Origin of the sequence: Mesobacillus maritimus, from assembly GCF_044803185.1 — a bacterium.
Taxonomy (GTDB): domain Bacteria; phylum Bacillota; class Bacilli; order Bacillales; family Cytobacillaceae; genus Mesobacillus_B; species Mesobacillus_B maritimus_B.
The window spans coordinates 5,469,392-5,486,824 of record NZ_CP085225.1; the positions used below are offsets into that span (position 1 = coordinate 5,469,392).

Sequence of the window (17,433 nt, forward strand, 5' to 3'; positions counted from 1 at the left end):
ACAGGTTCATTGTCCCTGCGTCCCATTCACAAAGTATTGCATTGTTTCAAGCTCATTTTCAGTCAGTTCACGTCCTAGATTTCCTTCATACGCTTGCTTTATTTTTACTGAGTCGCCTTTAAATTCTTCGGTCAAGCTCGCCATCGTCCTTAGTAAGGCAACTTCTTTTTGGTATTTTTCCTTCGATAATGTTCCCGAATGGGAGAGGACATAGGTTTCTGCTTCAAACGCCTCTAACTGGTTCAATAAATCCCGAGTCTTTTGAATCGGATAGTTTGTTTTGGGTGAAAAAATGTCAGCATAAATGCAATCCCCTAAGAAGAGAATCTTTTCTTCTTTTATGTAGATCACCACAGAGTCGGATGCATGGCCACCGCCGACATGCTGCAGAATGCAGGTCACGCCGCCAAGGTCGATTTCCATTCGCCCCTCAAAGGTCATCGTTGGCAGAGCGATGGTAATGTTCCGCTCATGAGGGAACTCCTTTTTTATGGCCGCCGCACAAAATTCAATCTCTGTTCCTGCTTCTACCCGCTCATCCAACGCCTCATCCGACCATGAGAGCGAAATGAGTTTTTCCATTGCCTCTTTCGTTTCTGTATAGGCTAACGAAATGATTCCTCCTAATGCTGGCAGTCCAAAGATGTGATCCCAGTGCCAGTGGGTTAACGCAAGAATATCAGGTTTAGGGACCTGCCTGCTTGCCAATTCATCTAAAAAATATTTAGCATGTGCTTCTGAATTTCCGGCATCAATCATTAGCGTTTTCTCGTTTCCTACCACCATTCCAAGTATTGGACGGTCGGTCTCCGAAACAGGTGTCTGGTACCAAAAACGTTCGCCTATCTTTTCAATTGTTTGCATCTTACATCCCCTTTTCCAAATTACGGGGACAACGTGTCCCTCTCTGGGACAGTGAACCTGTCCCCTTGTCCCACGCTCCATACATCAAATATATTGCCATTAATATCATAAAAAACAAAATTTTTGCCTGGATGTCCTCTGTCTTCGATTTCCCCTACCTGTACTCCTTTTTCAGTCAATTCTTGATGTAAGGACAATAAAGCCTGCATCCCATCGACCTCAAAGGTTACCGAAAACCTCTCTTTTCCATGTCTATCAATGAAGTTAGCACTCTGATTTTCAGCGGCTTTTACTAAAAAGAAGCTCAGGTTGGCAAAATTCACGATCGCCTTGTCTTCATCTTGATAGCTTACCCAAGCTTCCAGCTTCTCTACATACCACTTTGCCGAAGAAGCCACATCACTCACAGGGATGTAGATAGTCCCTACCCTTACAATTACCGTTCCCATTGTCCTACCCCTCCTAAAAAAGTTCTATCCATACATTCTCCATGTTGTAGGTTTTTCCCTTTAAAAGGGACAGGGGGACAGGTTCATTGTCCCAGCTGGGACAATGAACCTGTCCCCCTGTCCCGCCGCGTTCGTGTCGGGTCAAAAAAACACCGGCTAATTTCTTAGCCGGCTAAATGAGGGGGATATTGGAGATAGGGTTTGATTTTCTCTATTAGCGTAATGATGGTTGAAGAATTGGGAGGGTCATGCTTTTTCCAATTCTTCAGGCTTGGTTGCGTCCGCGATAAAAGAATAGACCTTTGGAAAGGATTGCTCGCTCGCGGCTACTTCGAGCTGATGGACTCGTCTGGACAGTCCATCTACCTTTTCATTCGTTTTGCCTACCATTTTGATGAGACTTTCAAGAAGCTTTTCCAATCCATCCAACTCAGAATGGGACCGGTTCAATCGGCATGACCTCCACTTCTGGTGATTGTGGTGCTCGGTTTTCGGTTGTTTTTCTGCTAAGAAATTGGACATGTTCGGCCATGACTTCGGTGACGTAAACTCGCTTTTTTTCTTGATTTTCATAAGAGCGGGTTTGAATCCTACCTGTTACGCCAATAACGGAGCCTTTTCGGCAATAGAGGGCTGTATTTTCTGCGGTTTTTCTCCAGAGGATGCATTGGACAAAGTCTGTGTCAAGCTCACCGTTTGCATTTCGAAATTGGCGGGTCACGGCTATGGTGACATTGGTGTATGCTCGTCCATCACTGGTGTGTTTCAGTTCGGGATCACGTGTCAACCGCCCTACTAGAATGACCTGATTGATCATTTGCTCTCTCCTTTCTTTTGGATAATTTCATCTTACCCCCGAATGAAATTACCGTAAAATCCACAAAATGTTTTAAAATACGACAAAACCCTCCACACTGCCTTAATTGTTGCTAGAAAATTGCGATTTGAATGACGAAACATTTTTTATATAAATTTTTCAACAGCTCTTGAAAGAATTTTCGACAAAAGAGGGATTCGCAATCCTTTTTCACAGTATGTTATAATTTTCCTAAAAGTAAGGATAGGAGGGCGCACATGAAATCATTCAGGCTAATCTCCATGCAAATTGCCGATAAAGAACAATTAACGGATATTGAATTCACTGAAGGATTGATCATCAACAAAGAAGATGATAGCGGCACTTGGCTGATTGAAGTATTTGTGGAAGAAAAGTATGTTAAATATTTTGAAGAGGCCTGCTCCGACCAAAGTGATATTATCGTGCAAGTTGTCATTACGAAGAAAGAAAATGATCCTGCTGCTTTTAAATCCAAGGTTTGCAGTGTGAGTAGAGTGAATGGCTATGCCAGCATCCTACTGATGGGAAATCTGACAAAAATACAAAATGATTATCCAGCTATGCTTCTCGAGCATTTGATTGACCAAGGGCTTTCTGGTGACGCACTATTATCTGAATTTAGAAGGAAGATCATTGCTCGACCACGAATTCTTTTGCCTAAAAAAGTGTAAAAAGAGCAGGGACAGCATCCCTGCTCTTGCTAGTTTGACCCTCTGATGATCCCTAGCCCTTAATTAACGGTCACGGTTGTCGCGATCTTCAAGGTCTAGTCTATCCTCAAGACCTTCTTCGTCACGAGTGTTTAGGTCTCTAAACATATCCCCATCGTTATCAGTGTTGGTATCATTGTTTCTTCTGTTATTATCGTTGAACAACCCAGCTCCATTGTTGCCATTGTTGTTGTAGTTGTTTAGGTTATTGTTATCTCTGCGATTATTGTCAAACATATCATTGTCACCAGTATTACGGTTGTTGTTAAAGATACGGTTGTCACGATCGTTACGATTTAAATCGTTGATCTCAGTCGTACCGTCATCTGTCCCTCCACCATCATTTGGAGGCGGGTCATTATCGTTTGCTCCACATCCAGCAAGTAGCATAGCAGTAAGGGCAGAACCCCCGATTACTTTCAACAGCTTGTTATTCATTTAATTAACCCCTTTCCTTTGATGTTTGTTACAAGGTGACCAGCAAGGGCCTGTTGTTATATTGCCCGAGTGCAGATGAGAACTTGCAGGAAAATATTATAAGAAAAGCGGAAGCGCCCTGTTCAGCGGCGTATGGCCTGGAGCGCTCCAACTGAGATAAAGGAAACACGAAGAGCGTTAGCGATTCGATGTTGACTTATCGTAGGGCGGAGAGCGAAGGACACTAGCCGATAGGGCGCTGGAGCTAGACAATTCTTTCAGTTGAAACTTTTGTACTTTTTAATCTCTTTACAAGTAAGCATAGGAATGGTCTTCTGCATCCATGCAAGCAGAAGCAATAGAAACGCCTTGAGGTGATTTTTATGTTAAAAAGAACCATTATTTTGATGGCTGCACTTATTCTCCTCGGTTGTGGTAATCCTGATATTATGGATGGGATATCTGATGAAAAAATTCTCGAAGGCAAAATCATTGAAAAAACTGGAAATGGGCTTTTTCTTGAATTAATTGGAGAGTCACAGAAGATTTCAGATAAGATCAGCGTTGAGGTTGAAGACGGCAAGTTTTTAGCTGATATTGAAGAAGGACAGACGGTAAAGGTTTGGTATGACCATATTCGCGAATCCTATCCGCCACAGACACGAGGGTTGAAAGTTGAAGTTTTAGAATAGACAAAAGACGGTCCTTCTGCCTCCATACAAGGATGGAGGCAAGAAAACCGTCCCTTAGCTTCTAAAAAAAGCATTGAGGTTACCCTCTGAGCTTCTATTTTAGCGCAAACATAATCTCCGTTTCACAAACGACTTCTCCGTCGACCGTAGCGATTCCTTTGCCTTTGCCCATTGGTCCGCGAACTTTGATCATTTCGACCTCAAGGCGGAGTTGATCGCCAGGCTTGACCTGTTTTTTAAAGCGACAGTTGTCTATTCCTGCGAAAAACGCAAGCTTTCCACGGTTCGCCTCAGGTTTTAGCATCGCTACCGCTCCTACTTGAGCAAGAGCTTCAACAATTAGAACACCTGGCATAACAGGGTAGTCAGGAAAATGACCGTTAAAAAACTCTTCATTTGCAGTCACATTTTTCAAGCCGATTGCGCGCTTTCCGTCCTCTACCTCAATGATTTTATCAATTAATAAAAATGGATATCGATGGGGAATAATTTCTTTGATTTCGTTTATATCTAACATTTCAATTAGGACCTCCTACTAATATTAGGTTATTAACCCATTGTACTAAAAGAGGCATACAAAAAGGAAGGGAATTCTCCCTTCCTTTTAAAATTTATCTAATTCTTCTCGACTAAGTCCAAAACATGAGTCCAGGTTGATTTTTCAAAGACGTCCATCGGTTCGCCATTTCCTAGTACACCATAGCCCACCGCTGCACCGAGCCCAATGCTAAGAGCAAATAATGCAATGACCACTAGAATCCGAAGCCAGATTGGAATAAGGCGCACTCGAACGCGAACTTTTTGGCGTTCTTGACTCTGCTCCTTTACCTTCTCCTTTTTCACTTGTTCTCGCGTTAATACTGCTTGTTTGCCATTCATTGCCATTCTGCTCTTCCCCTTTTAAAGAGTTCATTCAGAGTATTATTATTTTTCACTATCCCCTATTATAAAAAAAAATGCAACAAGAATCATTAGTAAATTGTAGAAATTTGCAATTTTTCTTGTTAAAAGGCCACCTTCGTAAAGATTGTTGTTAGAATTGTAAAAACCGATTTTTACTACCTAAGGCCGTTTTTAACGCAAGGTAAGAGGGTTTATACGTTATAGTATGTTTGCAAGCTCTGTTCTCCTAAGTAAAAAGCTATTTTGCAGGGGAACAAGCTTCATCCATCCTATTTTGTATCCAAGAGGAACAAAGTTTGAGAAAAGAGCCTTCGAAAAAGAGAAAAAAACCATGGCTCAGCTCTTCTGAACCATAGTTTTTTCGAAATTAAACAATCTTTCTACGACTGATTTTATCCAGGTTATCAAGCATGATGCCTGTGCCTAGTGCTACGCACTCCATTGGTTGCTCAGCAACAAGTACAGGTACTTTTAACTCTTCAGCGAGGAGAGTATCAATGCCATGAAGCAAAGCGCCACCGCCGGTTAAAATGACTCCACGGTCAATAATATCAGCAGAAAGCTCAGGTGGCGTTCTTTCCAGAACCGTTTTTGCTGCGTGAACAATCACGGCCACGGATTCTCTAAGTGCCCCTTCGATTTCTTCCGAACGAACGGTAATCGTTCTTGGTAAGCCGGACACCATGTCACGACCACGAATATCCATTTCCTCACTACGGGAGCCTGGGAAGCAAGTCCCAATATTGACTTTAATGTTTTCAGCTGTACGCTCACCAATCAACAGCTTGTACTCACGCTTAATATAATTTAAAATTTCAGCGTCAAACTTGTCCCCAGCCATTTTAATGGAAGAAGATGTTACGATGTCGCCCATTGAAAGCACAGCTACATCCGTCGTTCCGCCACCAATGTCAACGACCATATTCCCACTAGGTTGGAAGATGTCCATTCCGGCACCGATTGCCGCTACCTTTGGTTCTTCTTCAAGATATATTTTCTTGCCGCCACTTTTCTCTGCCGCTTCTTTGATTGCCTTTTGCTCAACGCTTGTAATATTCGTTGGGCAGCAAATCAAAATGCGTGGCTTAGAAAGCAGACCTTTTACGTTTAATTTGTTAATAAAGTGCTTTAGCATCGCTTCTGTTACATCAAAATCTGCAATAACCCCATCCTTCAACGGACGAATCGCAACGATGTTTCCTGGTGTACGCCCTACCATCTGACGCGCTTCTTCACCGACTGCTAAAACTCTGTTTGTATTTTTATCAATTGCCACTACAGACGGCTCATTTAATACAATCCCACGGCCTTTAACGTGTATCAACACATTCGCTGTACCAAGGTCAATTCCAATATCCCTTGCTAACATTCTTATCTTAACCTCCTTGACAAATGGCTGGCTGCGGCTGGTTCATCCTCACCTCTACCAACAACTAGACAAGGATTTCTTTATCTTTAAACAGACGCGCGGCCACTACCTTCGATCCATATTCACCTAATTTTCAATTTTACCACACCTATAGCATTAAGTGTAACAATAATCGAAGAAAATCGACACTTTTTGCAAAGCTCTTTTCTCAAACTTTGTTGCTCTTGGATACAAAATAGGTTGGATTAAGCTTTGTTTCACTACAAAGTAGCCTTTTAATTATGAGGAAAGAGCGTGCAAACTGCCTATAACGTACGAAATGGCTTATCTTGCGTTAAAATCGGCTTTAGGTAGTAAAAACGGTTTTAAGATTTTTACAATTTTAACAACACTCTTTACGAAAACAGCCTTTTGCGAATTTGGTTACGGGACCTTGGATGATTTACGGTATTCAAAACTCATTCTGTTTTATTCATCTCCACTTGATAAAGGTTTATCCGTTTTTCGGGCACACAAAAAGGCGACTGCCTAGAGGGCAACTCGCCTTTTGTCCTGCCCAGTTGAATCCTCCGGACATGCCATATTCTCCTTTGCATTTTAAAATAAAAATTGAAAAGCATCATCGATTGGAGACAGAAAGGTTATTTTACGGGCTCACCTTCCCTTTCTTCTTTTCGGTACTTTAATTTTGTTGCTTCGCCACCCCTTAAGTGCCGAATCGATTTATGATAATCGAGAATTTCTTTTACTTCATTCGCAAGTTCCGGGTTGATCTCAGGCAGTCTTTCCGTCAAGTCTTTATGGACTGTACTTTTGGATACGCCAAACTCCTTCGCGATTACGCGAACCGTTTTTTTCGTCTCCACGATATACTTTCCAATCTTGATGGTTCTCTCTTTGATGTAATCGTGCACACCACTCGCCCTCCCTAAATTGGATGTGAGAAGTGTGAAATGAGACTCGCTTTTCCTCATAGTATACTGTAACCGCACAAACCTGCTTTTGATTTTAAAAAAACTGTGCGGCAAGAAGGCCTGGCCTTCTAGACATTACTGGAAATAATCATGACTCCGGCTAAATCCCCATATTCTGCAAACGACTCCTCACCTCAAACACTCTCTTTGACAGGTTTGTAACCATTCTATTAGCTTGGATAAAGGAATATGCACGAAAAACACAATAAGGACGAGGAAACCTGTATTTTTTCAGAAAATTTAATTATTTTTGTGATTTTTAGGGTGGTTTTCTCTATGTCCCACTTTTACTTACTGACTGAATCAACTCTCCCCAGGTATTGCCGCCTCTAATTCTAAACAGATGGAGAAGTTCAGTGAAAAGAAATGCGGTAGTTAGAGCGTCCCCGATGGCACTATGGCGTTCGTACATTCTCGTACCGAACGCCCTTGCGTATCGTTCAAGATCGCGCATATCGTAAGACGGAGCAATATACCCAATTAAATCGAGCGTATCTAGGGTTTGCAGTCCTTTTAACGAGCATTTTGCTCGCTTTAACTCGTTGGTAAACACTAGGCTATCAAAGCTAACATAATGCCCCACTAAAGAAACGGCTTCTCGCTTTTTTATATAGTAAAAAAAGTCTTCAATTGCTTGCAATGCCTCCGGTGCTCTTTCGACTTTTTCCTGTGTAATCGATGTTAGTTCGATTATTTCCTGAGAAATTTGTCGTTTTGGGTTCACATAAGTCTGGAAAATATCTTCCTCGACTACTTTTAACCCTCGTATCGGTACAGCCCCGATCTCAATCAATCGATCATCTGCACCAACATTGAAGCCTGTTGTCTCCGTATCAAAGACGATAAACGTTAAATCCTCAATCGGCGTCGATAGAGGCATAGACTGAAATGAAATCGGACACGCAATTGCTTTTTTACGAAATATCATCGAGACCTCCTCTATATGGGGGGCTAGCCCTTTTTTGCTTTTTTTAATACTAGGACTTGGGATTATTCTAGTACTGGGATTAGAGTGCTTTTCACTGGGATAAAGTGCTTTTTACTAGGATTAAATTACTCCTCGTACCACGCTATTGGCCAAGATTTATACCGAAAACCTCGCAAATACCATACTTTGGAGCTCATTTAGGGTGTGGAGGCTTAACTCCAACTCATCCTTCTCCCTGGTTGATAGTGTGTTAAATGCTAGAACAGTCCCGGCACCCGCCCATCTCAATCGAATATAAATGGAAAGAATCTGCTCAACTCCAGCCTTCAACTCATCAGCAAAATCAGCTGTAAACACACCCTTTGCCTTGAGTGAATCAATCTTTTGCACCGGCGTTCCTGTTAAAACTCCATTTACAAGCCCCAAAATCTGCAAACTATGATGGTAGGGAAACAGCACCTCTTTCTTCAAATCAATATTCTTTCGGCTCCTTTTAAACAGGGCACGAATCGGTTGATCCAACTCGGGGATTTTTCCTTGGACCCTTTCAACCTGAGCCAGACGGTATAAGAAGATTTTTGACCTTCCAAGCAACTCCTCTAGCAAAATATCTAGCTTTTGAGAAACCTTCTTATCGCCAGCAACAAACCGGTACGAGAAGAAGTTCTGCGCTAACAGTAGATTTTCGTTTGTCGATTTTAGCATCCATTGTCGGACGCGCTCTTGCCACTGACTAATAGAGCCTCGCCAAGCCGACTCACTGGCCATCATCAACCCAGAACAGCGCGCATAGCCAGCTTTTTCTAACAGTCTCGTAATCTCAATTCCAAGCTTTTTAAAATAAACAGGGTCACCTGAATCTTCATAAACAAGAAAATGGTCCTGGTCGGTCAACATAAACTGCTCCCCGCGACCGCTTGAGCCCATTTGGAAGAACGCGTATCGGGGCGATTTACCTTGGGTACCTGCCCTGCCGTTCCCCACCTTTGTCTCTGCTAACTCAACCACGCGCACGACAACACGATCGTAAAGCGTCGTGACAACCTCTAATAATGAAAAAGCAGGTACTCGTTCTTTTATCAACGTTTCTGTTAACTCATAGATCGCTGCCTTTATCGACGGCAGCGACTCTTCGTCCGCCTCCTCTATGCTTTTAATCGTCTTCATGACGCTGGCATTTTTTTTACGGAACAAATCGGATAGGGTCACGATGCCGATTGTTTTTTTACTATCAACAACTGGCAAATGCTTGATACCGGTTAACAGCATTTCAGAAATGGCCTCATAATAATAGGCAAACCGGGAAATCGTAATCGGGTTGGGGGTCATAATCTCATTTGCGGTGGTTTGGTAGGACTTCCCCATGGCAACCAGACGCGAGACAATGTCACGCTCGGTGAGGATTCCCGTGAGCCGCTCATTTTCCATCACGAGCACTGAACTCGTGTGATTTGCCGACATCGTTTCAGCAATCGCTTGAACCGTTGTGTCCGGCTGGACAGTCACTAGCTTTTCAATCATGATGTCCTGAACTCTCATCATGAACGGTTCTTTTTCACCAAAATCATTCGCTAGTTTTACTTGTTCAGCAAGCGAAGCATAAACATCCCTTAACCGGACGGTCACCTGAGCAAGCAAATATTCCATCACCCGTGGTTCCTTCCACCTGTTTTCTAACACATCGAATGGAATGAACAGTGCCTCGATGTCTTCCACGGCCCTTACCTGAACCATCGCCTGTACTTCCGGCACTTGAACCTCTTTGCCAACCACCTCTGCTAAATTTGAAAATCCAATTAATTCTCCCACCTGGAGAATCTCTAGCACTTCCTCTTCAACAAACACCTCCGCCATTCCTGATAAAATCACCAATAGACCGTAGCGCGGTTCTTCGGCCTCGAGGATGATTTGTTGTTTTTTATACACCCTCTGCTCACACTTTTGTACAAGGGAAAGGGCTGTACGTTGCTCCAGCCCCTGAAATAGGGGGTGAAGTCGCACAGCCTCATATAAATTCTTATGCTTTTGTTGATCCATCTTCATTCATCCATACTTCGCCATCCTTGTAGACCATTTGCTCAGGGTAGCGCAAGTCGAGAACTTCTTCTTGGATTTTTTGCGACGGTGCTGGTGTGGCAAGCGAAACGATAATATTCGTTAAGAAAGCCGCTGCAGCTCCAAAGACACCCGCGCCAGTGTCAATGATGCCAAGAATCGTGAATCCGCCGTACTTTGCTGCAAAAATGTAGCCAAGGGTAACGCCCAGACCAACTAAAAGTCCGGCAATAACGCCCTGTGCATTCGAACGCTTCCACCAAACTCCAAGAACGAGAGCTGGGAAGAAAGTTCCTGTCGCAAGTGCGAACGCCCAAGCAACAATTTGCGTAATCGCGCCTGGAGGGTTCAAAGCAATCAATCCTGCAAATAAAGTTGCTAAAACAATCGACCAACGAGCTACAGAAAGACGAGTTTTTTCCGTTGCATTTGGCTTCCAAACGCGGTAGAAAATATCATGTGCGAAGGAAGATGAAATTGAAATCATCAAACCACCAGCAGTTGAAAGGGCCGCGGCCATCGCACCCGCTGCAACCAACCCGATGACGAATACGCCAAGATTGGCAATTTCCGGAGTCGCCATAACGACGATATCGTTGGAGATGATCAGTTCACTCCACTGCAGGACGCCATCGCCATTCCCGTCAGCAAGCTGCAGCTTACCAGTATCAATCCACGACTTCGTCCAAGCAGGAAGGTTGGTAATCTCACTTCCAGCAATCTTTGTCATTAAAATAAATCTAGAAAACGCGGCATATGCCGGTGCTGATAAATATAAAAGTCCGATAAATAGTAACGCCCAAGCTCCAGACCAACGAGCAGCCTTCATCGTTGCCACCGTGTAAAAACGAACAATTACGTGCGGCAAACCGGCCGTTCCACACATAAGCGTAAACATTAGGGCGATAAACTGCCATTTCGTTCCGTTTGTAAATGGTGCAAAGTATTCGGAAATGCCGAGCTCACGGTCAAGCTCCCCCATTTTCCCAACCAGCTCCCCGTAAGAAAGCCATGGCAATGCACTGTTTGTTAACTGCAAACTCATAAAAATAACTGGGATTAGGTAAGCAATGATCAACACAATATACTGCGCTACCTGTGTCCAGGTAATTCCCTTCATTCCACCAAAAGCCGCGTAGAATGCAATCAAGACTACGCCAATCATTGTGCCAAGCTTGGCATCAATTTCAAATAAACGGCCAATTACCACGCCTGATCCAGACAGCTGGCCGATTGAATACGTAAAGGAAATAATAATTGTACAAATCGCGGCAATAACACGAGCCGTATGGCTATCATAGCGGTCACCGATGAATTCAGGCACTGTATAGCGGCCATATTTTCGAAGCTGCGGAGCGAGTAGGAAGGTTAACAGCAGGTAACCACCGGTCCACCCCATAATATAAGCAAGCCCGTCATACCCGAGCAACATGATCGTTCCGGCCATCCCGATGAACGAAGCGGCGCTCATCCAGTCAGCACCAATCGCCATACCATTAAAAACTGGCGGAACCCCGCGGCTCGCTACATAAAAGTCCGATGTCGCCCGCGCCTTATTGTAAACAGCAATTCCGATATATAGTGCAAATGTCGCAATTATAATTGAAAATGAGACCAAAAACTGAGTATCCAAACATTTTCCCCCTCTACTTACTGACTTACGTTTTTAGTGGTCGACACTTTTCCCCGCGCTTAGCTTGATGTTTTGTTCTTCATCAATGCCGTATTTTTTATCAATCATGTCACCGACCTTGGCGTTGATAAATAACAGAATAATGAAGGTGACGACCGCTCCCTGGGCGCCCATGAAATAATGGAACGGGAATCCCCCCATAATGGTAATACCGCTAAGCGGCTCGGCTAATAGCACGCAACCGTACGATACGACGAACCAAATAATTAAATAAATGACCATATAGCGGTTCTTCTCACGAAAATACTGATCCGCAACTGCTTTCTCAATTTTCTTCACACTTCCACCCCTTTTTAAAATAAGGCTATTTTCGTAAAGATGTTGTTAAAATTGTAAAAATCTTAAAACCGATTTTAACGCAAGATAAGTTATTTCCTTCGTTATAGGAAGTTAGCACGCTCTTTTCTCATAATTAAAAGGCTACTTGTAGTGAAACAAGGCTTAATCAAACCTATTTTGTTTCCAAGAGCACCAATGATTGAGAAAAGAGCCTAAATAAAAATTGGTTCCTACTACTTATGTAAATTTCACCTCCTCCCAATTTGGCACCAATCAACTTAAGCTGAAAATAAATTTGACTGTATCAAAAAATGGCTCTGGCACCATGGCGATTTCAAATAGGAAATATAAAAAGATACTAATGAAGGGAATTGCAAGGAAGTAGGATTTCTTCTGACGCAACGCCATCACTAAAGACACCCCAGTAATGGAGATTAAGAGTATAAATACGAACAAACTAAACACCTCCTTGTAAGCGTTACCAAACTAGTCCAAGAAATGAAGCATACTAGATTACCTTTTCACACCCGTTTCAGTTTATTTAATTTTTAGAAAATTGTAATTTTTATTATCCACGCTACATAGCAACAGGTCAAGTAAAAACTAATATGAATTTTAGTAATATTCTGTCGATATCTCTCACGTATTGCTCTTCACCCTTACTAGAAACAGGATTCTGCCTCTTTATCCATGTCGAAAAAAATTTGAAGATTTTAGGAGAGGAAATTACTATTTTTGGTTAGTAGTCTAGTTTTAATAGGGGGCAGCATTCTGGCTTTCTTTTTAACTAGGGGATTTTTGGTGAGCTTTATTGGGGCGGTCTTTACTTACTGCCTGCCTAGATAGGTTTACACAATCCCCCTTCTAATTGCCCGTACTCCGCTAGAAAGTTGCCGAATGGGTAAATAGAACCCTTCTAATTGCCCGTACTGGGCTGGAAAGTTGCCCAACGGGTTAATAGAACCCTTCTAATTGCCCGTACTACGCTGGAAAGTTGCCGAACGGGTTAATAGAACCCTTCTAATTGCCCGTACTGGGCTGGAAAGTTGCCGAACGGGTTAATAGAACCCTTCTAATTGCCCGTACTGGGCTGGAAAGTTGCCCAACGGGTTAATAGAACCCTTCTAATTGCCCGTACTACGCTGGAAAGTTGCCGAACGGGTTAATAGAACCCTTCTAATTGCCCGTACTCCGCTGGAAAGTTACCGAACGGGTTAATAGAGCCCTTCTAATTGCCCGTACTACGCTGAACAACAGCCAATCGGGATTATATAACCTGATATAAGGCCACCACCCCCAAAAGACCAGTGGGCTTCCCCGCTGGTCTACTCCTACACTTTATTCCTGCTCGGCGACAAACACATTCTTGATGCGAACGGCTGCTGATTTTGAGCGGTCGATGTCTTGGACGTCTTCAATCATCATTGAGATCAATAGATTTGGGTTTTCAGGGTTATAGCCGACGAACCAACCGAGTTCACGGCCTTTTGTTCCCTGTTCAGCCTTGATTTCCGCTGTCCCCGTTTTTCCAGCAAATGGGGTGCCTTCGATTCTAGCGATATGAGCGGTCCCGTTTGGATCACTGACGACCTTTTTAAGCATCGAATTGATTCCAGAGGCATCTTCAGCGCTCACAAGTCCCTCTTCCCAAACCTGCTTTTGTTCCTCTTCGGTTAATAAAATCGGTTTGATTAAGTTCCCATTATTGACGAGTGGCGTGTAGGTTGCCGCTAAGTGGAGAATGTTCATCTCTACCTGCCCTTGACCATAACCAGAATCAGCAACAAGCATATCGCTGCTAAGCTCGCCTATTTGTGACGCCTCAAGTGGATAAGGATATTCCATCTCTTCAAAACCAAATTTCCTCAACCCGTCAGCAAAATCCTCTTTGCCAATTTCTAATGCGGTACGAGCAAAATAGATATTATCTGAGTAAATGAACGCCTTCTCGAGGTCGACCTCGCCTGCTAAATTCGTGTAGCGCGTTACTTTGTAATCTCCCCAAGATTTATCTGGCTGCCATTGTTTATCCGTAATTTCATAGGCTGAATCCAGGTTGATTTTACCGGTGTTTAATCCAATTGCTGCTGTAATCGGCTTAATCACGGATCCTGGAACATATGTCACCTTGAAACGGTTCAGATACGGTTTTAATGGATTGTCCTCTAGCGCGGTTCGTTCCGCTACCGAAATCCCTAGTGTTTCTGCATTCGGATCAAAGCCTGGGGCACTAACCAACGCCAATGTTTCTCCGGTAACCGGATTAATCGCTGCGGCTGTACCGGCCTCCCCTTTTAATTGATCATAGATTCTCTGCTGAAGAACCACGTCAATCGTAAGTTGAACATCCTCTCCATCTTCTACCGGCTTTTCAGCAAGCACTTTTTCACTGCCATCTTCTTTTATAATCGAAATTTTGACACCGTTTGTTCCTTTTAACTTCTCTTCGAAAACCTGCTCGAGGCCCCGCTTGCCGATATAATCTTGCGCAGTATAGCCTTTTCCCTCATTCTTCTCAAGGTCTTCGGCTGTTACCACTGATACGTAGCCAACTAGATGGGACACATCCTCACCATACGGGTATTCCCTTGCCCCAACTTCCATATTCGTGACGCCATCTACGGCAAATACCTTTTCCTTCAGCTCTTCGTCGGTTTTTGAGATATTTTTAAGGGGCACAAATAAATCTGGTTTTACCCAAGAAGCATTGATCGCTTTATTGATTTGCTCCTCAGACATTCCTATAATTTCACTCAGTTGTTTGACAGAGTCCTCAGTCATTTTTCCAGGAACTACGCCAATTTGTAACGCCGTTCCGTTGATTGCTAGGCCATTGCCCCTGCGGTCGAGAATGCTCCCACGGACAGCAGGCACATTGTTAAAACTAATTTTATCGCCTTCCTGCAGGTCCGGGAATATGTATGTTGTGTCCCAATTCACGTACCAATTGTTGGTTTCCTCGCGTTCCTCTTTTACTAGAACCGCAGTATGATCAAACTCAATGGGACCAGCTACACTTTCCATGCTTGCGGAATAAGCAAAATTCGCTTGTTCTTCATAGTCAGCTTCTTCTTCTGGTGGACTGAATTCAACATCAAGCTCCCCGATTTCGAGGTCCTGATAAATTTTATTATAGCGACCGACAAAGTCATCTTTTGTGATGGCGTCTCTGGATGACTGTGATAGTAGTTCATACATTTCTTCAAACTTTTGCTCATTCCAGAGACTTACATATTCTGAAAATCTCTCATCCGGCGTTGGCTCCTTGCTCGAGCACCCGGCAATCAGAATCGTTAAAAGAACTGTTATCAGGATGATTGCTTTTTTCAATGCGACTCCCCCTTCTAAACTAAATTTTAACATATTTTATGTATTGTCCATGAAAAAAAACCCACCATAATGGCGGGTTTCTTAATTCTATTACTACTGATATTAAGAGTTACTAGATTCAGTTGAGTCCGTTTCCTCTTTAGAGTCATCAGCTGGAGTTTCTTCTTCTGTGTCAGTACCTTCCTCAGCGTCAGAACCTTCTTCAGTTGGAGAGCCTTCCTCTGTACCTGCACCCTCTTCAGTTGAAGATTCTTCCTCTGTACCAGTACCTTCTTCAGTTGAAGATTCCTCATCAGTACTTGTTCCGCTTGATTCAGTTGAAGTGTCTTCATCCATATTGGCTTCTTCGCCTGCTTCAGATTTACCAGCATCGCCTTCAGTATCCATTTCTAAGTCCTGAAGAGCACTTACTGGCTTGTCCATGAAATCAAGTGGGTTTACAGGAGTACCGTCTTTGCGGATCTCAAAGTGTACATGAATACCAGCTTTTTCGTTAAACTGGCTTGTACCAGCAGTTGCGATTTGGTCACCTTGCTTAACGGTGTCGCCTGCTTTCACTTTCATATTTTTAATTGACTGATACTGTGTTACAATTCCATTGTCGTGTTCGATTTCAATTACGTTTCCTAGCAGTGAATCTTCCTTAACCATTGTTACTTCCCCGCTTAAAGATGCAACGACATCAAATTCTTTGCCTTCTTTATCAGCGATGTCGATCCCTGTGTTCGGATGATACTGGTTATTGTAGACTACTAGTGCTGCTTCTTGCTCTGCTTTGTCGCTGTTATTGTCATAGAACTGCATTTTGACAACTGCATTGTCGACATCTTCCACTGGCATTGTGAAATTTTCCAAAGACGTATTTACTTCTAGTGCTGGTTCGTCATTGAACTGTCTGCTCGGATTATCCGTCGCTTGTTCAATGTCTGTACTTTGTTCACCGCTGCCTTGGAAGTAAAGAACACCTGTTAGTATGATTGCGGCACTTGCTAAATAAATTGCTGGGTACATCCACCGCTTCTTAAAAAAGCGTTTAAAGCTCTTTTCTTGAGAAGATTTTTCCTCTCTCATTTTCATCACCTCAGCAATCATTCTGAACAGATGCGAAAAAATATATACATAGAGTGAAAAATTTTTTACTGCTTATTTTTCGACAAACCTTGCAGAATTATACATTTTATTTTTTGGAGGCTTTTTATGAAATACGTGATTAGGTTTTTGCCCGTCCTTTATATGGTGCTCATTTGGGTCCTTTCAAGCATGCCTGCCGATGCGGTTGTTGAGTTACCCGATAAGGGGATCGATGCTTTTATAAAAGAAAGTCTTCATCTAGTGGAGTTTGGAATATTGTATGTGCTGTTGTTTTTAGCGGGGCTCACGTTTACGAACTTTAAACCTTTGATGAGTTTTATTTTTATGGGAGTGGCGATTGGCTATGGGCTGGTTGATGAAATACATCAATCCTTTGTGCCCTATCGTTCCGCGACGGTTATTGACTTTGTAAAAGATACCATTGGTGTCCTAGTTGCTTCTCATTTTATGCATCATGCTTATTTTAGTGGGAAGTTTGTGCGGTTGGGGGATTGGTTGCGGAAGTTTGCTGCGTGGGTGCGGTGATTTTATTCCCTCTACGGGGAATATCCCGGTCGTTTATTCCCTCTAGGGGAATAAATTAGGTTCGATATTCTCTCTGAGGGAATATATTAAGCCCGATATTCTCTTTGAGGGAATATCTGGTCCATTTTAGGGAATATAACGTCTCTCAGAGGGAATATAATTTTGCACCCCATTATTATATTCTCCCTAAGGGTAATAAAATTTACCCCCACCCCTATAAAGTCACAAATCCTTCACAATATCTTACCGTTTCATGAAGGAAACTGCCCCACTAGTGCCGTATTTTTTTATCAAACCTAATAAGGAGGAATCCAT

General features: G+C 42.9%; 19 protein-coding genes. 3 read left to right on the forward strand and 16 right to left on the reverse strand.

Features of this window, described 5'->3' with window-relative positions; all coding sequences use genetic code 11:
- Positions 1-6 precede the first annotated feature (6 nt).
- The 4 genes from LG336_RS26255 to ssb all read right to left on the reverse strand — a co-directional run bounded on the left by LG336_RS26255 (position 7) and on the right by ssb (position 2,130).
- Positions 7-864 carry an MBL fold metallo-hydrolase gene (locus tag LG336_RS26255; RefSeq protein WP_404330417.1) on the reverse strand — a complete coding sequence of 286 codons (858 nt, stop codon included), beginning with the start codon at positions 862-864 and terminating at the stop codon, positions 7-9.
- A 20-nt stretch (positions 865-884) separates the two neighbouring features.
- The gene (locus LG336_RS26260) at positions 885-1,313 is read right to left on the reverse strand and encodes a VOC family protein (protein ID WP_404330418.1); all 429 of its coding nucleotides are present in this window, start codon (positions 1,311-1,313) and stop codon (positions 885-887) included.
- Positions 1,314-1,559: 246 nt separating this feature from the next.
- Positions 1,560-1,763 (reverse strand): hypothetical protein, encoded by a 204-nt coding sequence (locus tag LG336_RS26265; RefSeq protein WP_404330419.1) that lies wholly within the window; start codon positions 1,761-1,763, stop codon positions 1,560-1,562.
- Positions 1,744-2,130 carry a single-stranded DNA-binding protein gene (ssb, locus tag LG336_RS26270; RefSeq protein ID WP_404330420.1) on the reverse strand — a complete coding sequence of 129 codons (387 nt, stop codon included), beginning with the start codon at positions 2,128-2,130 and terminating at the stop codon, positions 1,744-1,746. The genes LG336_RS26265 and ssb overlap by 20 nt, the downstream gene beginning before the upstream one ends.
- Positions 2,131-2,387: 257 nt before the next feature.
- On the opposite strand from ssb, the gene LG336_RS26275 reads away from it, so the two are divergent.
- Positions 2,388-2,822 carry a YwpF family protein gene (locus LG336_RS26275; RefSeq protein ID WP_404330421.1) on the forward strand — a complete coding sequence of 145 codons (435 nt, stop codon included), beginning with the start codon at positions 2,388-2,390 and terminating at the stop codon, positions 2,820-2,822.
- A 63-nt stretch (positions 2,823-2,885) separates the two neighbouring features.
- Here LG336_RS26275 and LG336_RS26280 read toward each other — a convergent pair whose 3' ends face one another.
- Positions 2,886-3,299: a hypothetical protein gene (locus tag LG336_RS26280; protein ID WP_404330422.1), complete on the reverse strand. Its 414-nt coding sequence runs from the start codon at positions 3,297-3,299 to the stop codon at positions 2,886-2,888.
- Positions 3,300-3,661: 362 nt separating this feature from the next.
- Here LG336_RS26280 and LG336_RS26285 point away from each other — a divergent pair, with 362 nt between their 5' ends.
- On the forward strand, positions 3,662-3,970 hold the full coding sequence (locus LG336_RS26285) for a DUF3221 domain-containing protein (protein ID WP_404330423.1): 309 nt from the start codon (positions 3,662-3,664) through the stop codon (positions 3,968-3,970).
- 94 nt (positions 3,971-4,064) lie between these two features.
- Here LG336_RS26285 and fabZ read toward each other — a convergent pair whose 3' ends face one another.
- From fabZ to LG336_RS26340, 11 genes are all read right to left on the reverse strand, one after another.
- A complete protein-coding gene (fabZ, locus tag LG336_RS26290) occupies positions 4,065-4,487 on the reverse strand; it encodes a 3-hydroxyacyl-ACP dehydratase FabZ (protein ID WP_404330424.1) in 423 nt (140 codons plus the stop codon).
- 98 nt (positions 4,488-4,585) lie between these two features.
- Positions 4,586-4,855 (reverse strand): DNA-directed RNA polymerase subunit beta, encoded by a 270-nt coding sequence (locus LG336_RS26295; RefSeq protein ID WP_404330425.1) that lies wholly within the window; start codon positions 4,853-4,855, stop codon positions 4,586-4,588.
- A 385-nt stretch (positions 4,856-5,240) separates the two neighbouring features.
- On the reverse strand, positions 5,241-6,242 hold the full coding sequence (locus LG336_RS26300) for a rod shape-determining protein (protein ID WP_404330426.1): 1,002 nt from the start codon (positions 6,240-6,242) through the stop codon (positions 5,241-5,243).
- A 641-nt stretch (positions 6,243-6,883) separates the two neighbouring features.
- Positions 6,884-7,156, reverse strand: a complete 273-nt coding sequence (gene spoIIID / locus LG336_RS26305) for a sporulation transcriptional regulator SpoIIID (protein WP_046522783.1) — start codon at positions 7,154-7,156, stop codon at positions 6,884-6,886.
- Between the two features lie 334 nt (positions 7,157-7,490).
- A complete protein-coding gene (locus tag LG336_RS26310; RefSeq protein ID WP_404330427.1) occupies positions 7,491-8,144 on the reverse strand; it encodes a PolC-type DNA polymerase III in 654 nt (217 codons plus the stop codon).
- A 156-nt stretch (positions 8,145-8,300) separates the two neighbouring features.
- Positions 8,301-10,181 carry a DUF294 nucleotidyltransferase-like domain-containing protein gene (locus LG336_RS26315; RefSeq protein ID WP_404330428.1) on the reverse strand — a complete coding sequence of 627 codons (1,881 nt, stop codon included), beginning with the start codon at positions 10,179-10,181 and terminating at the stop codon, positions 8,301-8,303.
- On the reverse strand, positions 10,162-11,832 hold the full coding sequence (locus tag LG336_RS26320) for a sodium:solute symporter family protein (RefSeq protein WP_404330429.1): 1,671 nt from the start codon (positions 11,830-11,832) through the stop codon (positions 10,162-10,164). Before LG336_RS26320 ends, LG336_RS26315 begins: the two co-directional genes overlap by 20 nt.
- Positions 11,833-11,865: 33 nt before the next feature.
- Entirely contained in the window at positions 11,866-12,171 is a 306-nt protein-coding gene (locus LG336_RS26325) for a DUF4212 domain-containing protein (protein WP_404330430.1), read from the reverse strand.
- 273 nt (positions 12,172-12,444) lie between these two features.
- Positions 12,445-12,627: a hypothetical protein gene (locus LG336_RS26330; RefSeq protein WP_404330431.1), complete on the reverse strand. Its 183-nt coding sequence runs from the start codon at positions 12,625-12,627 to the stop codon at positions 12,445-12,447.
- 882 nt (positions 12,628-13,509) lie between these two features.
- The gene (locus tag LG336_RS26335) at positions 13,510-15,501 is read right to left on the reverse strand and encodes a penicillin-binding transpeptidase domain-containing protein (protein ID WP_404330432.1); all 1,992 of its coding nucleotides are present in this window, start codon (positions 15,499-15,501) and stop codon (positions 13,510-13,512) included.
- A 102-nt stretch (positions 15,502-15,603) separates the two neighbouring features.
- Positions 15,604-16,572 (reverse strand): peptidoglycan DD-metalloendopeptidase family protein, encoded by a 969-nt coding sequence (locus LG336_RS26340; RefSeq protein WP_404330433.1) that lies wholly within the window; start codon positions 16,570-16,572, stop codon positions 15,604-15,606.
- Between the two features lie 126 nt (positions 16,573-16,698).
- Between LG336_RS26340 and LG336_RS26345 the strand changes: the two genes are divergently transcribed.
- Positions 16,699-17,118 carry a VanZ family protein gene (locus tag LG336_RS26345; protein ID WP_404330434.1) on the forward strand — a complete coding sequence of 140 codons (420 nt, stop codon included), beginning with the start codon at positions 16,699-16,701 and terminating at the stop codon, positions 17,116-17,118.
- The last annotated feature ends 315 nt before the right edge of the window (positions 17,119-17,433 follow it).